Raw genomic sequence first — 21,100 nt, 5'->3', positions numbered from 1 at the left:
TTTCACGGACCGTCGCCCTTGGCAACGCACTCGATCGAGCAACAGGTTGCCGCGCCCAATAGCACCGCCTATAACAGAAACGCACGATATTTCAGTGACGGCGCAGTGCAACGAAACGCCCGCTTTCATTGGCAAAACGGAGATCAAGCCCACATGCTGCAAGAAGGCAAGCTCTATATCGGAACCAGCCGCAAGCCGGACGATTCGATCAACAAGGGCGAATATCTGGAGCTGAAATTCGGCAACCGTCACGGACTGATCACCGGTGCAACCGGCACCGGCAAGACCGTGACGCTGCAGATCCTTGCGGAAGGATTCTCCAATGCCGGTGTTCCGGTCTTCTGCGCCGACGTGAAAGGCGATCTTTCCGGCATCGGCGCGATCGGCGAACCGAAGGATTTCCTCGTCAAGCGTGCCGAACAGATTGGCCTTACGCCCTACGACTTCCAGGAATTTCCGGTGATCTTCTGGGACCTTTACGGCGAGAAGGGCCACAGGGTCCGCACGACCATGTCCGAGATGGGACCGCTGCTCCTGTCGCGGCTGATGAATGCCACCGACGCCCAGGAAGGCGTGCTGAACATCGCCTTCAAGATCGCCGACGAAGGCGGCCTGCCGCTCCTGGATCTCAAGGATCTCCAGTCGCTTCTCAACTACATGGGCGACAATGCAAGCGAGCTTTCCAACCAGTTCGGCTTCATTTCCAAGTCCTCGGTCGGCTCGATCCAGCGCGAGTTGCTGATCCTCGAGCAGCAGGGTGCGGAGCACTTCTTCGGCGAGCCGGCGCTGAAGATCACCGACATCATGCGCACGACCAATGACGGACGCGGCGCGATCTCGGTGCTTGCCGCCGACAAGCTGATGATGAACCCCAGGCTCTATGCGACCTTCCTGCTTTGGCTCCTTTCCGAACTTTTCGAGGAGCTGCCGGAAGTCGGCGATCCCGACAAGCCGAAGTTGGTGTTCTTCTTCGACGAAGCGCATCTGCTCTTCAACGACGCGCCGAAGGTGCTCGTCGAGCGCGTCGAACAGGTGGTGCGCCTGATCCGATCAAAGGGCGTCGGCGTATACTTTGTGACCCAGAACCCGCTCGACGTGCCGGAAACGGTGCTGGCGCAGCTCGGCAATCGTGTCCAGCACGCGCTGCGCGCCTATTCGCCGCGCGAACAGAAGGCGGTGAAGACCGCGGCCGACACCTTCCGCCCCAACCCGGACTTCAACTGCGCTGAGGTAATCACCAATCTCGGCACCGGTGAAGCGCTCGTTTCGACGCTCGAGGGCAAGGGCTCGCCGTCCATAGTCGAGAGAACCCTCATCCGTCCGCCAGCATCGCGCCTTGGTCCGCTCACCGAGGCCGAACGGCAAAAGGTGATCGATGTCAGCCCTGTGCGCGGGCTCTATGACGAGGATTTCGATCGGGAATCGGCTTACGAGCTGCTTGCCAAGCGCGCCGCGAAGGCTGCCGAGCAGGCCGAGGCCGCGAGGCAGGCACAAGAACAGCCTGCAGAAGAGACGTCCGGCGGCAGCCGCTGGACCCTGCCCGGTTTCGGCGACGACGAACCGGCGACGCCCTCCGGCAAGCAGGCGCGGCCGCGCTCATCCGGCTATCAGCGCGAAACGATCGTCGAGGCGGCGATGAAGTCCGTTGCCCGCACGGTCGCAACGCAGGTCGGCCGCGCCCTGGTGCGCGGCATCCTCGGTAGCCTGAAGCGATAAGTATCGCAGCGAACGAGGCGAGTGGCCTGCACGCGCTCCTGCGCGTTTGAGCCAGACTACATTCTTGCGACCCAGAAAGGATTGACTATGGAAGTCAAGGATTCGAACGGCGCCGTCCTCAAGGACGGCGACAACGTCACGCTGATCAAGGATCTGAAGGTGAAAGGGACCTCCACCACGCTGAAGCGCGGTACGCTGGTGAAGGGCATTCGCCTGACCGACGATCCCGACGAGGTCGAATGCCGGGTCGAAAAGATCAAGGGGCTGGTGCTGCGCACCGAGTTCCTCAAGAAAGCCTGAGGCGTCGGGGCGAACGAGCCGCCGAGTTCTTCGTTCGGTCCGCATCGGTTGCACGGACGCTACCGTCAATATTCGAAGCCCGGGTGAATGCCCCGGGCTTCAGTACATTTACAGCGCCGTGCGTCTTTCAGGACGCACAAAAGGACGCTGTAAGTCTTTGTATCTACGCATCGTGCTTTCCGAAAATCGATTCCGATTTTCGGGCCGATGCGCTAAACAATCACGTTTGCCTTAAGCCACCGTCAGCTTGACGTCGACATTGCCCCTGGTCGCGTGGCTGTAGGGGCATACGACATGAGCCTTCTGGACCAGGTCCTCAAGGACGGCCTTGTCGACGCCGGGCGACGAGATCTCAAGCGCCGCATCGATGTAGAAGCCCGTGCCGTCTTCGCGCGGGCCAATCCCGACGGTGCCCGTCACTTTCGTGTCTTCCGGAAGTTTTACCTTTTCCTTGCCGGCAACAAATTTCAACGCGCCGAGGAAGCAGGCGGAATAGCCGGCGGCAAAGAGCTGCTCCGGATTGGTGCCGCGGGCGCCGTCGCCGCCGAGCTCCTTCGGGACAGTGAGGGAAATATCGAGAACGCCATCGGCGCTCTTGGCCTGGCCGGCGCGGCCGCCGGTTGCGGAGGCGGTGGTGCGATAGAGGATAGGCATGGCAGTCTCCTTCGGTGATGATCGATGTCGATACGCATTCCATATTGCAAAATTAAATTGCACGCAAATTAATTTTGCAAATTGCATTAAGGCCGTGAATTTGCGACAATGCGATCATGACGACCAAGCCGGCAAAATTTGAGGCAATATCCGATGAGGCGCTGACGCTGGGCCAGCAACTGTGCTTTGCGGTTTATTCGGCCGGGCATGCCTTCAACCGCACCTATAAGCCGCTGCTTGATCGCTTTGGCCTCACCTATCCGCAATACCTCGTGCTGCTTGCGCTCTGGCAACAGGACAAGATGACGGTGAAACGGATCGGCGAGGAAATGGGCCTCGATTCCGGCACGCTTTCCCCCTTGTTGAAGCGGCTGGAGGCCGCCGGCTATGTCACCCGGCTCCGCGATCGCGACGACGAGCGGCAGGTGATCGTCAGTCTCACGGAAAGGGGGCGAAGCCTGAAGGCCGAAGCCTTCGGCATCCTCGCCGACATCAGCAAGGCGACCGGATGCACTTTGGAAGAAGTCCGTGAGTTGCGCGAGGCGCTGCAACGCTTAACCCAACGACTGACCGGCAGCCAGCAGGACAGCTGACCGAATTCCTCAGTGGCGGTCGTCTTCGGCCGGAATACGCTTCAGTTGGCTACAGCATCCCGCTCACTTGAACGCACGGCGCTCTAGATTACGAGGATCGGCGCCTTGCCGCGGACGCGGTCGTAGAGATCCATCACATCCTGGTTGAGCATGCGCACGCAGCCGGAGGAAACGGCCTTGCCGATCGATTGCCACTCCGGTGTTCCGTGAACGCGGTACAAGGTGTCCTGGCCGTTCTGGAAGATATAGAGCGCGCGTGAGCCGAGCGGATTGTTCAAGCCGGGCGGCATGCCGCCTGCGCTTTCCGAGTAGCGCGCGAGCTCCGGCTGGCGTTCGATCATCGTACCCGGCGGTGTCCATTTCGGCCACCTCTGCTTCCACTGAATGACGCCGCGTCCCGACCAGGCAAAGCCTTCACGGCCGAGTCCTACGCCGTAACGCATGGCCCTTCCGCCCGGCTGGACCAGATAGAGAAAGCGATCGGCGGTGTCGACCACGATCGTGCCCGGCTGCTCGCCGAACGGGTCGTCGACTTCCTGGCGGTAAAATCGAGCGTCGATCTGCTGGTAAGGCACCGCCGGGACCAGATGACCGCCGTCGTCCACCGCGGCATAAATTTGCGAGTAATAAGGGTCCTGCGGTGGCAGGCCGGTCGGCAGCGCCGCCTCCACGACAGGCCCTTCAAGAAGAGCTCCGGTGCGCGGATCGATCCAGCGTCCCTCCAGCGCCGGATTGCGGTAAACCGGCATGGTTTGCTGCCGGAAGCGGTCCGTGTTCATTGACGAGGTGCAACTCGCAAGCCCGGCGGAAATGGCTACGAGTCCGGATGTACGGAGAAACTGGCGGCGAGAAAAAATAGGCGGCATCGAACTCTAGCGGGTTTGTATGCGAGCAGGAGTGGCGCGATCCGCATCCGCGACTCACACCTCCCCGCTCCTGGCCAGACCTAGATCACGATGATTTCGGATTAAATCAACCGAAAATCATCGCGACCGATTCTCAAGTCGGGATGCAAGCGGAATGGTTTCGACTTTTCCTCGCCCTCCTGCGACAACCATCGCATCTACGTGTGTAAAGAAACTTATGTCAGCAAACTTCCTATCACAATCGCGGCATCGCGTTCTGCACCCTCCGGCCCGCCGCTCGGATGCCGTCTCCGGAGAGACCGGCTTCGTGGAGCAGCGCCTCGAAATCCCGGGCGACGAGCGGTGGGCTGAAGAAATAGCCCTGGATCTCATCGCAACCGCTTTGCCGCAGGAAATCGACCTGCGCTTCCGTTTCCACGCCTTCGGCGATGACCCGCAGACCAAGATTCTGCGCGAGCGAAATTATCGCCGCGGTAATGGCCTTGTCGTCGGCGTCCAACGGAATGTCCTCGACGAAGGAGCGATCGATCTTCAGCCGTTGCACGGGGAACCGTTTTAGCGCGCTGAGACTCGAATATCCCGTCCGGAAGTCGTCGATCGCCAGGTGCACGCCGACCGCCTCCAACTCATGCATCGTCGCGATCGCGCCGGGCACGTCCTGCATGATCAGGCTCTCGGTCAGTTCGAGTTCGAGATAACGCGCCTCCAGGCCGGTTTCCGCGAGCACAGCCGCCACGCGGCTCGCCCAGTTGCGCTCGAGGAACTGTCGGGCGGAAACATTGACGCTGACAACCAGTGGCGGCAGACCGGCCTCCTGCCAGGCCTTGCACTGACGGCATGCGGTTTTCAGAACCCAGTCGCCGATCGGCACGATCAGGCCGGTTTCCTCCGCCAGCGGGATGAAGGCACCGGGCGAGATCAGGCCATGCACCGGATGCTGCCAGCGCAACAATGCCTCCGCGGCGAAGATACGGCCGCTTGCAAGATTCATCTGCGGCTGGAAATGCAGGAGAAATTCGTCGCGGGCGATCGCCTCGCGCAACTCCTCCTGCCGCAAGAGCTTCTCGTGCGCCTTGGCCGCCATCTCTTCGGTGAAGACCTGCAGGTTGTTGCGCCCGAATTTCTTGGCGCGGTACATGGCCGCATCGGCATTGGCAAGCAATTCGCTGACCGTCCGGCCCTGTTGGGGAAAGCAGGCGACGCCCATGCTGCAGGTCACCTGCAGGCTGCGGCCGTTGAGTTGCAACGGCGCGGCAATGGCCGCGCGGATATCCTCAAGCCGCGACAGGACGACATCGCGCTCGGTCGGCAGGCCATTCAGGAGAATTATGAACTCGTCGCCGCCGACCCGTACGACCATATCGGACTTGCGTACTGCCGCGCGCATGCGCTCGGAAACAACCTTCAGCAATTCGTCACCGGCCGTATGCCCGAGACTGTCATTGATGAGCTTGAAATTGTCGAGGTCCAAGAAGGCCAGGGCGGCCCACTGATTGCGTCCGCGAATCGCCTCTAGCACCCCAGCCACCTGCTCCTCGAACAGGACGCGATTGGGGAGGCCCGTCAGCGCATCGTGATGCGCCATGAAGCTTATTCTGTCTTCGGCGCGCTTGCGCTCGATCGCGATCCCGGCGAGATACGTCGCCATGGCGATCAGTTCCTTCTGCTGCTCGCTCGGAACGCCGGCGTCCGGCGAATAGAGCGCGAAAGTTCCGAGCACCTTGCGATCGTGAGAATGAATCGGCGTCGACCAGCAGGAACGGAAGCCATAGGGCCTCACAACCTCGGTGTAGCCTTTCCACAGCGGGTCGGCAAACACGTCCGCAACGATCACCTGCTCGCCGCGCCAGGCGGCCGTTCCGCACGAACCGACTTTCGGGCGGATCTCGACTCCGTGGAGCGTAGCACAAAACACCTCGTCCAGGCTTGGGGCAGCGCCATGCAGAAGATGCCGCCCGTCGTCGGAGAGAAGCAGGATGGAACCCTTGATGCCGGGCAGCAGCGTTTCGATCAGCAGGATGAGGTCGGTGAAGAACTGATCGAGCGGCTTGCTCTTTGCAATCATCTCCAGCAGCCGCGCCTGCCCTTCGAGCAAGCGCTCTGCCGCTTTTCGATCGCTGATATCGCGCGATACACCGACGATGCCGACGATCTGGCCACTCTTGTTGCGCAGCGGCACCTTCGACGTCATCAACCAGCGATCACGCCCCTTGGTGACAATCGCCCGCTCTTCTATCCCGAAGATCGGTTCGCCGGTTTCGATCACGCGCTGTTCCACGTCGGCGATGGCCTGGGCGGCCTTCGCCGGGTGCAGCTCGAAATCCGTCTTGCCGACAAGATCCTGAAGGCTTTCAAGCCCGTTGTCCGCGACGGTCACCTCATTGGCAATGAGAAAACGGCCTTTCGTGTCCTTGGCATAGATATAATCGGGGACATGATTGATCATCGTCTCCAGCCAATAGTGGCGGTCGGCGATGTCGGGCTCGGAAGGAAAAATGCGCGCCACCTCTTCTGCCAGACGATTGCCGGCGTTGATGAGCCGACGCGTCTCGACGTTGTCTCCGGCATTGAGGGCCGCATAGCGGGTATTGCGGGACGTTTTCCTTGCCAAGCAAAGCCTCCGGAAGAGCAACGCCGACATATTGCGGATAATTCCGGGCTCTGGTCTAGCCGACAGAGGTTATGCTTCTCTAAATGTTATGGGAAAAAACGTCTAAAGGTTGCATATCGGTCGCCATGGCCGGAACAGGCACGACCTTAACGAGCGCAGGGGCTGCGTTTCATCAAGAGATTTCATGAGCAACATCAACCAGGGCCGCTTCTGCCGGCCTCGGCAATCACTTATTGATTGCGCATCACAACGGGCGGGAGGAGACCGGAATGCTGACAGTCTATGGGGTTTATCGTTCGCGCGCATCGCGTAACTTGGATGGCGCGCGAGCTTGGCATTCCCTTTACATCCGTGCCGGTGATCCAGGCGCGCCGCGTTGCCGATCCGCTGGCCGCCGATGCGCCGCTCAACACCCGGTCGCCGAATTTTCTTGCGATCAATCCGATGGGCCTCATCCCCGCAATCGATGACGACGGTCTGGTCCTGACGGAATCCCTCGCCAACAATCTATATCTCGCCCGCAAATACGGCGGTCCTCTCGCGGCGACCGATCTCCGCGAGGACGGACAGATGGGCAACTGGACGATGTGGGCGGCGACGGAGGTGGAGCCGCATGCGGTCAAGATCGTTCTCGCCCATGACAAGGGCATCGAGGACACGCCCGAGGGTCAAGCGCGCATTGCTGCTTGCGCCAAATCACTCGAGAAAGCCTTCGCGGTTCTCGAGGCGCATCTTGGAAGCTGCGACTACGTCGTCGGCAATCGCTTCACTGTCGCCGATCTCAACCTTGCCGAGGTTTTCCGCTACACGATGAGCCAGACGGCGCTGTTCGACAGGCATCCGCGCGTCAAGGCGTGGCTTGCGCGCTGCCAATCGCGGCCTTGCTTCATCGCCATGATGGAAGAGCGACTGAAGGAGCCGGAATAGGGTTACCGGGCTAGCCTCTTGATTCGACGCAATTCCGAAGGGAAACCGTTACACACTTTTCCTGGAATTGCTTTAGGCTCGGTTGCCGAGATAGCTCGCGACCTTCGCGTCAAGCAGCCGCATTCCCTCTTCGACCTCGTCACGCACCCAGCGCTTGAAAGCCACGGCGGCCTTGCTCTCCCGCCGGGAAGGTGTACGCACGAAATAATGACCGAAGCCGGTCTTCGCCCGGATACCGAACGGAGCAACGAGGCTGCCCTCGGTCACGGCAAAACCGGCGAGCGTCTGCCAGGCGAGCATGACCCCCTGGCCGGCGATCGCCGCATCGAGTACGAGCGAGGCTTCGTTGAACGTGTGGCGCACGGTCATCTCGGAGCCGGAGAGACCAGCCTCCTTGAACCACACTTCCCATGTGAACATCGAGTGGCCGTCGATCACCGCCGGTAGCTTTAGAATATCTGCAGGCACACGCAAGTCTGCGGCCATGCTCGGCGAACACACGGGGAAGATCTCCTGCTCCAGCAGGAGTTCGGCATGCACACCCGGCCAGTCACCGGTGCCGACGCGGATGCCAACATCCACGTCGGAGGTGTCCAGGTTCACGAGGGTCGTCGTCGCGTCGATCCTCAGCCGGATATCCGGATGCCGCTCGGCAAAGCGGTTCAATCGGTAAACCAGCCATCGGGCCGCGAAAACCGGGGCTACAGAGATCGTCAGCACCGATTCATCCCGGCGGCGCGCCGATGCCACCGCGTCGGCGAGTTCGCCGAACGCGTTTGAAAGACGCGCGAGGAACAGGCGTCCGAAATCCGTGGCGACAAGTCCGCGGGCGGTGCGCTCGAAAAGCCGGCGGCCGAGTTGCGCTTCGGTCTTGGCAATCTGCTGGCTGACGGCGCCGGCCGTGACGCCGAGTTCTTCCGCGGCACTCGCCAGCGAGCCCAGGCGGCCGGCTGCTTCGACCGCACGCAGACCGTTGAGATGGATGGCGTTCAGCTCTTTCATATAGTTTTTCTAAAACGCATCGCCGGCAATCTCAATTGAAATCTTGCCGCAACGGGCGGATGCTCGGGAGCATCGAAAGGATGATCCGCCATGCTGAAGATTCTATCGATGTTCAACCGCGCCGCATCGACCTCAAGCGATCGAACCGAAACCTCGCTCAAGTGGCAACGCGATCCACTGCAACATCCGGACCTCGCGCGTATGGACGAACGCGAACTTGCCGACCTGCCGTTTCCTGGTTGGCCATGGCCGCGCGCCGTCGGCGAGCATTGCGAATGTGCCTGAGCTGAGGGTACCTTCATTCGCGCTGCGATGCGCGACGCACAGGCGATGGTGAGACATGAACGATGATCTCGAACGCTCCTTCGAGCGCGTGCGGCTGCTGGCGGAGGCGGCAAGGCTGCCGGAAACGACCGTCGGCACGTCCTACGGGACACCGGCCCTGCTCGTCAAAGGCAAGAGCTTTGTGCGGATAAAAGACGCGCACACGCTTGTGGTCATGTGCGCGCTCGAAGAGAAGGAGATGCTGATGGAACTCGATCCATCGCTATTTTTCGAGACCGATCACTACAAGGGCTGGCCGGCAATGCTGGTCAGGCTCGCCGCAATCGACGACGAAGCACTGACGCAAAGACTGATCGCCGCCTGGCGGGAAAAGGCGCCGAGGCGCCTCGCAAGCCGCTTTGCCTCGTCTGGTCCGGCCTGACCGGAGCGCTTATGCCCGCACTTCCGCCAGCACCCTGGCAACGGCCGGCCGTGCGACCATGCGGTTGCGATGGTCGAGAACTTTCGGGAAGCGCCCCGGATCGACACCATCGCCCTCCAGCCAGTTGGCGATCGTGAAGAGATAGGGATCGGCCATCGAATAGTTCTCGCCCATGACGAAGGGACCGGTAAACATCTTGCTTTCGATCAGCGCGAAGCAATCGCCCATATTCTGTGGCACCTTGGCCTTCATTGCCTCATGCGCTGCCGGATCGTCTGCCCATCTCGGGCCGCGCCGAGCATGGGCATGGGCGACGTGCACCGTCGAGCAGAGATAATTCAGGAACGACTGCAGCCGCGCAAACTCGAACGGATCGTCGAGCGGCGCCAGACGGCGCTCGGGGAAGCTTTGGGCGATATAGGCAAGGATGGCCGGCGTTTCGGTCAAGATGCCGCGATCGGTCACAAGCGCAGGCACCCGCCCTTTCGGATTGATGGCGAGATATTCCGGAGTGGTCTGCTCCGCCTTCGCAAAATCGACCCGGCGCGCCTCATAGCTCGCACCCGCTTCTTCGAGGGCGATATGCGAGGCAAGTGAACAGGTCCCCGGGGCATAAAACAGTTTCAGCATCATTCTGTCTCCCATATTGGCGTGGCGGCGCAGGGCCGCACGTTCGCCAGCAGAAGAAATGAAATAGCCGCGATTGACAAGGTCGTGGACAGCCCTCTGGCCCCGATCCGCCGGCCTGCCTTGTTCACGCGGCTACCGCTCCCGCGCAACCGGGCACGTCTTCGAGACGGTGATAGACCGGAATGCCACGCTCGCGGGCAATGCGCACATCATTGTCCGCACCCTTGGACTCGCCCGGCAATCGCAGGACCGCATCGCAGAGGGCAAGCAGCCGGCCGGCAACGGGATGAAAGATCTCCTCATAAAGATCGTCGCCCACTTTGATTCCGCCGGCCGCATGCCACACGGGCAAGGCGACCCATTCGCCGATCATCGGCACATGGCCGGCCTTGAAGAGCGCATAGGACGGCTCCTCCAGGCGCCTCAAGTTCTCAGCCATGTTCGCCGGGTCGTCACCCGTACCCGAGCGATAGGGACCTGCAATCAGGATCAGCATGCTTTCCTCCACGATATTACACGAATATTCCTGTTATTTGTGGGAATGCCATCATATTTCGTGCAATATCGTGAAGAGTCAAGGAGGAATCGATGCTGACGACACAGAGACGGGCGATGATCTCGGCAAGGCTTGGACGCGATGGGCAAATCGTCGCCAAGGCGCTTGCGGACGAACTCGGGCTATCGGAGGACACTATCCGCCGTGATCTCAGGGAAATGGCGGCCGAGGGCCTGTTAAAGCGGGTTCACGGGGGAGCCCTGCCAATGATGCCGCCGCTCCCGGATTTCGCCGCCCGCCAAGCGATCGACAGCGACCTCAAGCGCCGGCTCGGACGACGAGCGGCGGACCTCGTCAAGCCCGGACAAACGGTCTTTCTCGACGGTGGCACGACCCATGCGGAAATCGCGCGTGCCTTGCCGCGCGACTTGCGGGCCACCATCGTCACGCACAGCCCGACGATCGCCGCCGAATTTGAAAAACACGACGCTGACGTGATCCTGATCGGCGGCAGGCTCTACAAACACTCCATGGTGGCGACCGGCGCGGCGGCGGTGGCCGCGATCGAACAAATCCGCGTGGACACCTTCTTCCTCGGCGTCACAGCCATTCATCCGGCGCAGGGGCTTTCGACCGGAGACTACGAGGAGGCGGCGATCAAGCGGGCGATCGCCGGCCAAGCGGCGGACATCTACGTACTCGCGACGCCGGAGAAGCTCGGCGCGGCCTCGCCTCACCGCATCATGAGCGTCAACGAGCTCACCGGTCTCGTCGTGCCCGCGGACATGTCGGACGACGCCCTGTTACCCTATCGCGATTGCACCGCTTTGATCGTTGCCTAAGCGGAAAAGGCCTCGGTCACACGCACGTCGCCCACATGGATGCCGTTCCAGTTGCGCATCGAATGGTTGGCTTGCGCCATCAGCGCCGTGTGGACCTCAGGGTCATCGGCGAAGAACTGCGCAAGCGTCGCGGTCACCATCGCCTCGGCGGCGCGGGTCGTGCCGTCTTCGCATTTGAGCGCGATGCCGATCCCCTTCTCCGGGATCGCCGCGCAGAAAACGCCTTCGGCGCCGGTCTTGGCGAAGATGCGGCCGGGCGCGGTCTTCATCATCCGCGTGCAGGCACGCTTGGTGCCCGCAACGTAGAAGGGCTCGGCCATGCAGGCCTCGATCAACCGCCTGGAGGCGCGCGCCCGCTCTGCCGCAAGCCCTGCCCCCGTTGCCATTTTGGCGAAGCCATGAGCAAGTCCCTTCAGGGGCACGGCATAGGTCGGGATCGAACAGCCGTCGACCCCGCATTTGTCCTGCGCAAGGATGGCGCCCGTCAGGCTTTCCATGACGCCGCGGATTTCCCGCTGGATCGGATGGTCGTAACCGACATAACCGCGAACCTCCGTGCCCGAATGACAGCAGGCGCAGACGAAGCCGGCATGCTTGCCGGAGCAATTGTTGTGCAAGGCGCTCGGCGTCTCGATCGAACGCGCCTGCGCGATCAAGGTCTTCTGGTCGATGGACCAATGCGCACCGCACTCGAGCGCATCGACATTGCGGCCGGCCGCTGCCAGCATTTCCGCCGCGAGCGCGACATGTTCCGGTTCGCCGGAATGCGAGGCGCAGGCGAGCGCCAGTGCCTTGGCGCCGAACCCGTAGGCGTCCGCCGCCCCGCTTTCGACCAGTGGCAAGGCTTGCATTGCCTTGCAGGCCGAACGCGGGAAGATGGCAGCATCCGTGTCACCCAATGAAAACACGGTGTTGCCGTCGCCGTCGACTGCGATGACCGTGCCGCGATGACGGCTTTCGACAAGATTTCCGCGGGTGACTTCGACCAGGACGGGATTAGACATGCTTGCCCTCAAATTTCCTCTTTCGCCTCTGCATTTATCAGGAATCCGACCGCTGGGAACCGGGGTGTGCGATGAAATTCATCCGCAGGCTGTTTGTCGCCTTTATGCTCATCTACCTGCTTCCGGCGCTGGCCTCGGCCGGCTGGTGGTACATGAAGGAGAGGCCGCAAAGCTGGCGGGATGCGGACTGGTCGTCCGCCGGCCTTCTCCCCAAACCGGCAGAAAGTCCCGAGGCGGCAGTCTATATTCTCTCGGCAACGACCGGCGGCATGAAGGGAGCCGTCGCCAGCCATGCGTGGATCGTCACCAAGGACGAAAGAGCGCCGGCCTATTCCCGATACGAAAAGGTCGGCTGGGGCAAACCGATCCGCAAGAACGCCTACCGGGCCGATGGTCGCTGGTATTCGAACGCCCCGCGCATCGTCGTGACGATCAAGGGACAGGAGGCGCAACGCCTGATCCCGAAGGTCGAGCAAGCGATTGCCGATTACCCCTATTCGTCGCCTGGCGCCTACCGGCTTTGGCCGGGACCGAACTCCAACACCTTCGTCGCGCACGTGCTTCGCTCGGTGCCAGAGCTCGATGCCGTGCTGCCGCCGAATGCCGTCGGCCGCGACTACCTGCCGGAGGGTAGACTTTTTCAGATCGACGCCGATGGCCGCGACCTGCACGCAACGCTCTACGGACTGGTCGGAGTCTCGGCCGGCTGGCGGAGCGGGCTGGAACTGCATTTCATGGGATTGGTTGCCGGATTCGACATTGCACGGCCCGGCATCAAAATACCGGCACTCGGCCGATTCGGGATCTGAACCCCAGTTCCAGCGCTTGTTGGGAACGTACCGCTAAAAAGGAAAAGGGCCGCGTCAGCGACCCTTCCATGAGCATTTGGCCTGTGACGGCCCGGGCTTTTCCAGCCCAAGGAAGGCGGGTATCAAGCCGAAGGCTGCCTCGACTCCTTCACCTCTCCCATGCCTGTCACGAGAACCGAAATCTCACTAGACATTGGATCACCTTCCTTTCTGTTCGTTGACGTTGCTTCAAACGTAGTTCATTCCGGCCCGAATGCAAGACCGACTATCGTCGAAGGCATCGATCGGAGGGCTGGTCGGGCGCTCTTAGATCATTTCACTGTTTCACGGAACCAGTGAAATGATCTAACTCCTTGAAAATACGCAATTCCTGACGGAAAACCGCTACACACTTATCCTGGAATAGCTTTAGGATCGGCCCATCGTCATCACGATCTTGCCGATGTGATCGCCTTCTTCCATCAGACGATGGCCATCGGCGACCCTTTCGAAGGGTAGAACCCGATGGATGACCGGCGCCACCGCCCCTCCCTCCAGCAATGGCCAGACCTTTGCCGCAAGTCCGTCGCGGATCGCCTGTTTTTCCACGGAAGTGCGCGGGCGAAGCGCGGACCCCATGACGTGCAGGCGCTTTGTGAGGATCGGCCCGATATTGGCGTTTTCGACGCGCGCCCCGCCCAGGAAGGCGATGATCGACAGGCGACCGTCCTTCGCGAGCGATCCTATATTGCGATCGAAGTAACGCCCGCCGACCATGTCGAGAATGACGTCCACCCCTCGCCCACCGGTTTCATCAAGCGCGACGGTCCTGAAGTCTTCGTCGCGATAGTTGATCGCCCGCTTCGCCCCGAGCGCCTCGCAGGCCTTGCACTTCTCGGCGCTGCCGGCGGTCACCAGAACCGCGGCGCCGAAGGACCTGGCGAGCTGGATGGCGGTGGTGCCGATTCCGCTCGATCCACCATGAACCAGGATCGTTTCACCCGCTTTGAGCCGGGCCATATCGAAGACATTGGCCCAGACCGTGAAGAAAGTTTCCGGCAGCGCCGCCGCCTTTGTCGCGTCATAGCCCTTTGGCCAGGCGAGTGCCTGCGTCGCCGGCACTGCGCAATATTCCGCATAACCGCCGCCATTGGCGAGCGCGCAAACCTTGTCCCCGATCGAGAAGGCCGCTGGGCCCTCGCCCACGGCCACAACCTCGCCGGCCACCTCAAGGCCGAGGATCGGGCACGCACCGGGCGGCGGCGGATAGTCGCCCTTGCGCTGCAGGACGTCGGGCCGGTTGATGCCGGCTGCCTCGACACGGATCAGGATATCGCCGGCTTTGACGTCTGGCAGCGGCCCGCGCGCCAAAACCATGTTCTCCGGTCCACCCGGGCTCGGCAGGTCGACATAGGTCATTTCGGTCGGAAGCGTCATGGCGGTATCCTCGCAAGCGTCGTTGCGACTATACCTATAGCTTGCTTACGGCTCCGGAAAGTCGGATCCCAACGCGGCGGTCAGTCGCGGTGGAGCAGTTCGAGCACGAGACCGCTTTCGCTCGCCTTGGCGCGTGCCTTGATTTCGGCGATCTTGGCGCTGACCGTCTGGCTGTCCGAAAGAATGAAACCCTGCGGCAGCACGAGAACGGCGATCGAACAACGCATCAGCGGGAAGTTCTTGCTGACCCCATCGCGGCCATATCCGCTGATCCGTCCTTCCGCCCTGTGCTCATCGGAATAGAGCTGCCGGACATCCGAGCGGAAATCGTCGACAAGGCGCATGAGAACAGTGCGGATTTCCTGATCCGTCCAGCCGCTGATGCCGACGAAGAAATCGTCGCCGCCGACATGCCCCAGGAACTTCTCTTCGCCGATGAAGTGGCGTCTGAGCAGAGCGGCGAACAGCGTGATCGCCAAGTCGCCCTTCTGGAAGCCATAGGTGTCGTTGAACGGCTTGAAGTCGTCAAAGTCGCAATAGCAGAAGTAGCGCGTCTCGTCGCCGTCGAGGATGGCGTCCTGCACATAGTCGCGGATCGCGCGATTGCCCGGCAGGCCGGTCAGCGGGTTCTGCTCCTGCGCCGTCTTCAACTGTTTCTCGTTGATGATCTTCAGCAGCGACGAAGCGGAAAGAATGCCGGCGTAGCGCATGTTTTCCGTCAGGATCACACAGTCGCTGCCGTCCATGCCGGCGAAAATCTTCAGCATCTCGTCGGCGGGCGTGTCGAGATCGGCAATCGGCGCCGGGCTGACGAAATGCGAGATACGGCGCTGATAGATGCGGTTCTTCAGAAGGTCCCGGCCGAAGGGATGGTAGATCATTTCCTTGACGTGATACTCGTGCAAGATGCCGCGCGGCTCGCCGTTGGCATTCAGCACGGGAAAGAAAGCCTGGCGCGGATTGAGCCGGAAAAGATCGAAGACGGACTCGAGTTCATCGCTTTCCCTGGCGGCCGGAAGCTGTTCGATCTGCTTCCTGATCAGGATGCTGTCGAGCGTGGCGGATGAGCGCCGTGCGGCACCGCTCAATTCCAGATGAGGATAAGCCGGTTGCAATTCGCTGAGATGCGTGGTGGGGCGGGCAATGAAATAACCCTGAACCAGGTCGCATCCGAGATCGCGGCAGGCAAGGAACTCGGCTTCCGTCTCCACGCCTTCCGCGATCACCCGCGTTCCGAGCACATGAGCCATGTTGACCGTATGGCGGACGAGGTGGCGCTTGCGCGGGTCCCGCTCGATGCCGGAGATGAAATGCCGATCGATCTTGACGTAGTCGACCGGTTGGTCGCACAGCAATTTCAGGCCGTTGAAGCCCGCGCCGAAATCGTCGATCGCAAGCTTGAAACCGGCCAGCCGCAATTGGCGGACCAGCGCCGAAAAATCCGGCATCTTGCCACTGTCGAAGCGCTCCGAAAGCTCGAAGCAGAGCGAGGACGGGGCGATGTTGGCGCGCTTCAGGTGATTGACGAGGCGCTCGACGATATCGCCCTCGCCACCGACCAGCCGCGAATCGAAGTTCAGGAAAAGCGTGCGTGTCGCAAAATCCGGAACCGTTGCGAAAGCGGCGACTGCACGGCTGTTGATGAGGTGTTCGAGTGGCAGCAGCTGGCCCACCTGCTCCGCCTTGTCCAGCAATTCGAGTGGCGAGGCAAAGCCCAGGCGCTGGAACCCGCGCATCAGCGACTCATAGCCAAAGACAGCACCGGTCGTCGCCTCGACGATCGGCTGGAAGGCGTTCTCGATTACGAGTTTGGCAAGCGTGACAATCTGGTCGTCGCCGAAGCGGCGAAGCGAAAGGGTTTCGGCGGGGGCGACGGACATGCCGGCTCCAGGAACACATACACAAACAAAGCGGCGCCAGCATCGAGGGCAAGCGTGAACGGAGTCTTTCCCGGATATGAAAGTTTTGTGAAGCTTGCGTGACAAGGACGGCGGCCCGTCCGAGACGCCTCCCGTAGCGCATTGATGATGCGATGGAATCTAACCCTTGGCGAGAACGCCGAAAGCGATCAGCGCAAGCCCCTGGATAACGAGATCCACCGCGAGGAACAGCCCCAGGATCCAAAGGCTGTTGACCGGCCATCCGACAGCGATGATGAGGCCGGCAGCCAAGGTGACGAGCCCACCGATGACGATCCAGCCCCAGCCAGCGAGCGGCCGCAGCTTGAAGCCGACCCAGATGCGGAAGCAGCCGGCAACGATCAGCGCCACCGCCATCAGGAAAGTCAGGACCGAGGAAGCAAGAACCGGGTTGATGAACGCAAACAGGCCAGCCGCCGCATAACACGCGCCGCTCAAAGCCCAGTAGACGACGCTTCCCCAGGTCTTGACCTGAAATGCGTGGGCAAGGTTGAGCAGCCCACCGATGAGCATGATCAAGCCGACGTAATAGACCGAAGCGACCGTCGCCGCGAACAGATTGCCGAAAGCGATACCGCCGCACATGATCAGGATCACGCCGAGGGCGACGAACCATCCCCATTTTCCAGCAACGGCCTCTCTGCCCGCGGGATCGAACGTGTGGGCCATTTTCAACCTCCAGTCTTATCGGCGAGCGTGAACGCCACCTCGCGATTGAGCCGGATTTCTCAGCAAAAAGAAAGAGAAAAAGCGACAAAGTTTTTATTGATTGATGAGTCAATCAAAAATAAACTGACGGCATTCGCGGGAGTTTCGGATGCCTAAAATCGGGATGGAGCCTGTGCGGCGAAAGGCATTGGTGGACGCGGCGCTGCGCGTGATCGGCGACCGGGGCACGCTCTCGGTCACCATGTCGGACATCGCCAGAACCGCCGGTGTCTCGCCGGCGCTCGCGCACCACTATTTCGGCAGCAAGGAGCAATTGTTGATCGCAACGATCCGCAGCCTTTTGGCGCAGCTGCGCGACGACGCGGTCGTTGCGCTGCAGGCGGCGACGACGCCGCGCGAAAAGCTGAGTGCGCTGATCCGCGTGAGCTTCAGGGCTGAGCAGTTCGCACCCGAGACGATCGCCGCCTGGCTCGCCTTCTATTCCGAGGCGCAGCGCTCGGAGGACGTTCGCCGTCTCCTCGTGATCTACGCGCGGCGGCTGCGTTCCAATCTTTTGGCGAGCCTCAAGTCGCTTTGTGCTGACGATGACGCGGAACGCCTCGCCGAGGGCGCGGCTGCGATGATCGACGGACTCTATATCCGCCAAAGTCTTCGCTCGGCTCCGATCAGCATCGAAGCTTCGATTGCGCTGACGGAGGATTATGTGAATGCGCATTTACGGGCGGCGGATGGTGGAAATCGCCCCTCACCCCAGCCCTCTCCCCACACGCGGGGAGAGGGGACCTGAGCGGCGCGGCATATCCTTCTCCCCGCGTGCGGGGAGAAGGTGGCGGCAGCCGGATGAGGGGCGATCGCCCGCACCGAGCAGATTGTAATTCGAACCATCAAGGAACCGATAAGTGACCGCCGGCAAGCCGAATATCCTGATCATCATGGTGGATCAGCTGAACGGAAAGCTCTTTCCGGACGGCCCCGCCGACTTCCTGCATGCGCCGAACCTCAAGGCGCTGGCCAAACGCTCGGCCCGCTTCCGCAACAATTACACATCATCTCCGCTGTGCGCTCCCGCCCGCGCCTCCTTCATGGCCGGCCAGTTGCCGAGCCGCACACGCGTCTACGACAACGCCGCCGAGTATCAGTCCTCGATCCCGACCTATGCCCATCACCTGCGCCGGGCCGGCTACTACACCGCGCTTTCGGGCAAGATGCATTTCGTCGGACCGGATCAACTGCACGGCTTCGAAGAGCGCCTGACGACCGATATCTATCCGGCCGATTTCGGCTGGACGCCCGATTATCGCAAGCCCGGCGAGCGGATCGACTGGTGGTACCACAATCTCGGTTCCGTCACCGGCGCCGGCGTGGCGGAGATCACCAACCAGATGGAATATGACGACGAGGTGGCCTTTCTGGCGAACCAGAAGCTCTATCGGCTTTCGCGCGAGAACGACGACGAAAGCCGCCGCCCCTGGTGCCTCACCGCTTCCTTCACGCACCCGCATGATCCCTACGTCGCGCGGCGCAAGTTCTGGGATCTCTACGAGAACTGCGAGCATCTGCTGCCAGAAGTCGGCGCGCTCCCCTTCGAGCGGCAGGACCCGCATTCGCGGCGCATCATGCACTCCTGTGATTACGAAAACTTCGAGATTACCGAGGAGAACATCCGCCGCTCGCGGCGCGCCTATTTCGCCAACATCTCCTATCTCGACGAAAAGGTCGGCGAGCTGATCGACACCCTCACGCGGACGAGGATGCTCGACGACACGCTTATTCTCTTCTGCTCCGACCATGGCGACATGCTCGGCGAGCGCGGCCTATGGTTCAAGATGAACTTCTTCGAGGGCTCGGCGCGCGTGCCGCTGATGATCGCCGGACCCGGCGTCATACCCGGTCTGCATCTGGCGCCGACCTCGAATCTCGACGTGACGCCGACGCTTGCCGACCTCGCCGGCATTTCCATGGACGAGGTGAAGCCCTGGACGGACGGCGTCAGCCTGCTGCCGATGGTGACCGGTGCGGAGCGGACGGAACCGGTGCTGATGGAATATGCGGCGGAGGCTTCCTACGCGCCGCTCGTCGCCATCCGCGAAGGCAAGTGGAAATATGTCCATTGCGCGCTTGATCCAGACCAGCTCTACGACCTCGAAGCCGATCCGCTGGAACTCACCAATCTCGCGGAAAAGCCGCGCGGGCCTGTCGACCAGGCGACGCTCACGGCCTTCCGCGACATGCGCGCCGCCCACTGGGACATGGAAGGCTTCGACGCCGCGGTGCGCGAAAGCCAGGCGCGGCGCTGGGTGGTCTACGAGGCGCTCAGGAACGGTGCCTATTACCCCTGGGACCATCAGCCGCTGCAGAAGGCATCCGAGCGCTACATGCGCAACCACATGAACCTCGACAACCTCGAGGAATCCAAACGCTACCCGCGAGGAGAATGACATGAAAGCCCAACCGCAAGCCTCGCACTTCATCGACGGGGAATATATCGAGGACACCGCCGGCACGGTGATCGAGAGCGTTTATCCCGCGACCGGCGAGGTGATCGCCCGTCTTCATGCAGCGACGCCTGCGATCGTCGAAAAGGCGATCGCCGCCGCAAAACGGGCGCAGCCGGAATGGGCGGCGATGAGCCCGACTGCACGTGGCCGCATCCTGAAGCGCGCCGCCGAGATCATGCGCGAGCGCAACCGCGCGCTTTCCGAGTTGGAAACACTCGATACCGGCAAGCCGATCCAGGAAACGATCGTCGCCGACCCGACCTCGGGCGCCGACAGCTTCGAATTCTTCGGCGGCATCGTGGCAGCCGCACTCAACGGTGACTATATCCCGCTTGGCGGCGACTTCGCCTATACCAAGCGGGTGCCGCTCGGCGTCTGTGTCGGCATCGGCGCCTGGAACTATCCGCAGCAGATCGCCTGCTGGAAGGGCGCGCCGGCGCTCGCGGCCGGCAATGCCATGGTCTTCAAGCCTTCGGAAAACACGCCCCTCGGCGCGCTGAAGATCGCCGAAATCCTGGTCGAAGCCGGCCTGCCCAAGGGCCTCTACAATGTCATCCAAGGCGACCGCGGCACCGGTCCGCTGCTCGTCAACCACCCCGATGTCGCCAAGGTGTCGCTCACCGGCTCGGTGCCGACGGGCAGACAAGTGGCGGGGGCGGCCGCATCCGAACTCAAGCACGTCACGATGGAGCTCGGCGGCAAGTCGCCGTTGATCGTCTTCGACGATGCCGATCTCGAAAGTGCCATCGGCGGCGCCATGCTCGGCAATTTCTATTCGACCGGCCAGGTCTGCTCGAACGGCACCCGCGTCTTCGTGCAGAGAAAAGTCAAGGAAGCATTTCTGGCGCGCCTTAAGGAGCGGACCGAGGCGATCGTGATCGGCGACCCGATGGACGAGGCGACACAGCTTGGGCCGATGGTTTCGAAGGCGCAGCGCGACAAAGTCTTCTCCTACATCGAGAAGGGCAAGGCGGAGGGCGCGCGGCTGTTGACCGGCGGCGGCATTCCGAACGACGTCAACACCGGCGGCACCTATATCCAGCCGACCGTCTTTGCCGACGTCACCGACGGGATGACGATCGCGCGCGAGGAGATCTTCGGGCCGGTCATGTGCGTGCTCGACTTCGACGACGAGGCGGAGGTCGTCGCTCGGGCGAACGCCACCGAATTCGGTCTCTCCGCCGGCGTCTTCACGGCCGACATCACCCGTGCGCATCGGGTGGTCGACCGGCTCGAGGCGGGTACGCTCTGGATCAACACCTACAATCTCTGCCCGGTCGAGATCCCCTTCGGCGGTTCGAAGCAATCGGGCTTCGGGCGGGAGAATTCGGTCGCGGCGCTCAACCACTATACCGAGCTCAAGACCGTCTATGTCGGCATGGGGCCGGTGCAGGCGCCGTACTGACCGTTGCAGTTGGCATTTGCCCCTCACCCTAACCCTC

Annotated in this window: 19 protein-coding genes and 2 pseudogenes; 11 read left to right on the top strand and 10 right to left on the bottom strand. The window is 61.8% G+C overall.

Features of this window, described 5'->3' with window-relative positions:
- Window positions 1-153: 153 nt before the first annotated feature.
- Both RB548_RS03575 and RB548_RS03570 read left to right on the top strand, forming a co-directional pair.
- Window positions 154-1,716, top strand: coding sequence for a helicase HerA-like C-terminal domain-containing protein (locus tag RB548_RS03575; RefSeq protein ID WP_331373676.1), 1,563 nt, complete (start codon window positions 154-156; stop codon window positions 1,714-1,716).
- An 87-nt stretch (window positions 1,717-1,803) separates the two neighbouring features.
- A complete protein-coding gene (locus RB548_RS03570) occupies window positions 1,804-2,016 on the top strand; it encodes an alkylphosphonate utilization protein (protein ID WP_225105191.1) in 213 nt (70 codons plus the stop codon).
- Between the two features lie 231 nt (window positions 2,017-2,247).
- Here the strand turns inward: RB548_RS03570 and RB548_RS03565 are convergent, their stop codons facing one another.
- Window positions 2,248-2,670, bottom strand: a complete 423-nt coding sequence (locus RB548_RS03565; protein ID WP_331373675.1) for an organic hydroperoxide resistance protein — start codon at window positions 2,668-2,670, stop codon at window positions 2,248-2,250.
- Between the two features lie 116 nt (window positions 2,671-2,786).
- Here RB548_RS03565 and RB548_RS03560 point away from each other — a divergent pair, with 116 nt between their 5' ends.
- Window positions 2,787-3,263, top strand: coding sequence for a MarR family winged helix-turn-helix transcriptional regulator (locus RB548_RS03560; protein WP_331373674.1), 477 nt, complete (start codon window positions 2,787-2,789; stop codon window positions 3,261-3,263).
- An 83-nt stretch (window positions 3,264-3,346) separates the two neighbouring features.
- Here the strand turns inward: RB548_RS03560 and RB548_RS03555 are convergent, their stop codons facing one another.
- Window positions 3,347-4,129 carry a L,D-transpeptidase family protein gene (locus RB548_RS03555; RefSeq protein WP_331373673.1) on the bottom strand — a complete coding sequence of 261 codons (783 nt, stop codon included), beginning with the start codon at window positions 4,127-4,129 and terminating at the stop codon, window positions 3,347-3,349.
- Between the two features lie 310 nt (window positions 4,130-4,439).
- Window positions 4,440-6,740: pseudogene (locus RB548_RS03550) on the bottom strand (EAL domain-containing protein); the annotation flags it as partial.
- 269 nt (window positions 6,741-7,009) lie between these two features.
- Between RB548_RS03550 and RB548_RS03545 the strand changes: the two are divergent.
- Window positions 7,010-7,667 (top strand): annotated as a pseudogene (locus RB548_RS03545) (glutathione S-transferase family protein).
- A 72-nt stretch (window positions 7,668-7,739) separates the two neighbouring features.
- Here the strand turns inward: RB548_RS03545 and RB548_RS03540 are convergent.
- On the bottom strand, window positions 7,740-8,669 hold the full coding sequence (locus RB548_RS03540) for a LysR substrate-binding domain-containing protein (RefSeq protein WP_331373672.1): 930 nt from the start codon (window positions 8,667-8,669) through the stop codon (window positions 7,740-7,742).
- 90 nt (window positions 8,670-8,759) lie between these two features.
- On the opposite strand from RB548_RS03540, the gene RB548_RS03535 reads away from it, so the two are divergent.
- Window positions 8,760-8,954 carry a hypothetical protein gene (locus RB548_RS03535; protein ID WP_331373671.1) on the top strand — a complete coding sequence of 65 codons (195 nt, stop codon included), beginning with the start codon at window positions 8,760-8,762 and terminating at the stop codon, window positions 8,952-8,954.
- Window positions 8,955-9,009: 55 nt separating this feature from the next.
- The gene (locus RB548_RS03530; RefSeq protein ID WP_331373670.1) at window positions 9,010-9,375 is read left to right on the top strand and encodes an MmcQ/YjbR family DNA-binding protein; all 366 of its coding nucleotides are present in this window, start codon (window positions 9,010-9,012) and stop codon (window positions 9,373-9,375) included.
- A gap of 9 nt (window positions 9,376-9,384) precedes the next feature.
- Here the strand turns inward: RB548_RS03530 and RB548_RS03525 are convergent, their stop codons facing one another.
- Window positions 9,385-10,005 carry a glutathione S-transferase family protein gene (locus RB548_RS03525; protein ID WP_331373669.1) on the bottom strand — a complete coding sequence of 207 codons (621 nt, stop codon included), beginning with the start codon at window positions 10,003-10,005 and terminating at the stop codon, window positions 9,385-9,387.
- Between the two features lie 124 nt (window positions 10,006-10,129).
- The gene (locus tag RB548_RS03520; RefSeq protein ID WP_331373668.1) at window positions 10,130-10,501 is read right to left on the bottom strand and encodes a DUF4406 domain-containing protein; all 372 of its coding nucleotides are present in this window, start codon (window positions 10,499-10,501) and stop codon (window positions 10,130-10,132) included.
- 92 nt (window positions 10,502-10,593) lie between these two features.
- Here RB548_RS03520 and RB548_RS03515 point away from each other — a divergent pair, with 92 nt between their 5' ends.
- Window positions 10,594-11,343: a DeoR/GlpR family DNA-binding transcription regulator gene (locus RB548_RS03515; RefSeq protein ID WP_331373667.1), complete on the top strand. Its 750-nt coding sequence runs from the start codon at window positions 10,594-10,596 to the stop codon at window positions 11,341-11,343.
- Here the strand turns inward: RB548_RS03515 and RB548_RS03510 are convergent.
- On the bottom strand, window positions 11,340-12,347 hold the full coding sequence (locus tag RB548_RS03510) for an asparaginase (protein ID WP_331373666.1): 1,008 nt from the start codon (window positions 12,345-12,347) through the stop codon (window positions 11,340-11,342). The two genes, RB548_RS03515 and RB548_RS03510, sit on opposite strands and share 4 nt — an antisense overlap.
- A gap of 71 nt (window positions 12,348-12,418) precedes the next feature.
- Between RB548_RS03510 and RB548_RS03505 the strand changes: the two genes are divergently transcribed.
- Window positions 12,419-13,156 (top strand): DUF3750 domain-containing protein, encoded by a 738-nt coding sequence (locus RB548_RS03505; protein ID WP_331373665.1) that lies wholly within the window; start codon window positions 12,419-12,421, stop codon window positions 13,154-13,156.
- A gap of 408 nt (window positions 13,157-13,564) precedes the next feature.
- On the opposite strand, the gene RB548_RS03500 is transcribed toward RB548_RS03505, so the two are convergent.
- The 3 genes from RB548_RS03500 to RB548_RS03490 all read right to left on the bottom strand — a co-directional run bounded on the left by RB548_RS03500 (window position 13,565) and on the right by RB548_RS03490 (window position 17,160).
- Complete coding sequence (locus tag RB548_RS03500) at window positions 13,565-14,572, bottom strand: NAD(P)H-quinone oxidoreductase (RefSeq protein ID WP_331373664.1); 1,008 nt, start codon at window positions 14,570-14,572, stop codon at window positions 13,565-13,567.
- Between the two features lie 80 nt (window positions 14,573-14,652).
- Window positions 14,653-16,452, bottom strand: coding sequence for a GGDEF domain-containing protein (locus RB548_RS03495; RefSeq protein WP_331373663.1), 1,800 nt, complete (start codon window positions 16,450-16,452; stop codon window positions 14,653-14,655).
- Window positions 16,453-16,611: 159 nt separating this feature from the next.
- On the bottom strand, window positions 16,612-17,160 hold the full coding sequence (locus RB548_RS03490; protein WP_331373662.1) for an HdeD family acid-resistance protein: 549 nt from the start codon (window positions 17,158-17,160) through the stop codon (window positions 16,612-16,614).
- A 148-nt stretch (window positions 17,161-17,308) separates the two neighbouring features.
- Between RB548_RS03490 and betI the strand changes: the two genes are divergently transcribed.
- From betI to betB, 3 genes are all read left to right on the top strand, one after another.
- A complete protein-coding gene (gene betI / locus RB548_RS03485; protein ID WP_331373661.1) occupies window positions 17,309-17,947 on the top strand; it encodes a transcriptional regulator BetI in 639 nt (212 codons plus the stop codon).
- Window positions 17,948-18,059: 112 nt separating this feature from the next.
- The gene (gene betC, locus RB548_RS03480; RefSeq protein ID WP_331373660.1) at window positions 18,060-19,598 is read left to right on the top strand and encodes a choline-sulfatase; all 1,539 of its coding nucleotides are present in this window, start codon (window positions 18,060-18,062) and stop codon (window positions 19,596-19,598) included.
- 1 nt (window position 19,599) lies between these two features.
- A complete protein-coding gene (betB, locus tag RB548_RS03475; RefSeq protein ID WP_331373659.1) occupies window positions 19,600-21,063 on the top strand; it encodes a betaine-aldehyde dehydrogenase in 1,464 nt (487 codons plus the stop codon).
- Window positions 21,064-21,100 lie beyond the last annotated feature (37 nt).

Source organism: Sinorhizobium chiapasense, from assembly GCF_036488675.1.
GTDB classification, from domain to species: Bacteria; Pseudomonadota; Alphaproteobacteria; order Rhizobiales; family Rhizobiaceae; genus Sinorhizobium; species Sinorhizobium chiapasense.
This window is presented reverse-complemented; position numbering and strand designations above follow the sequence as displayed.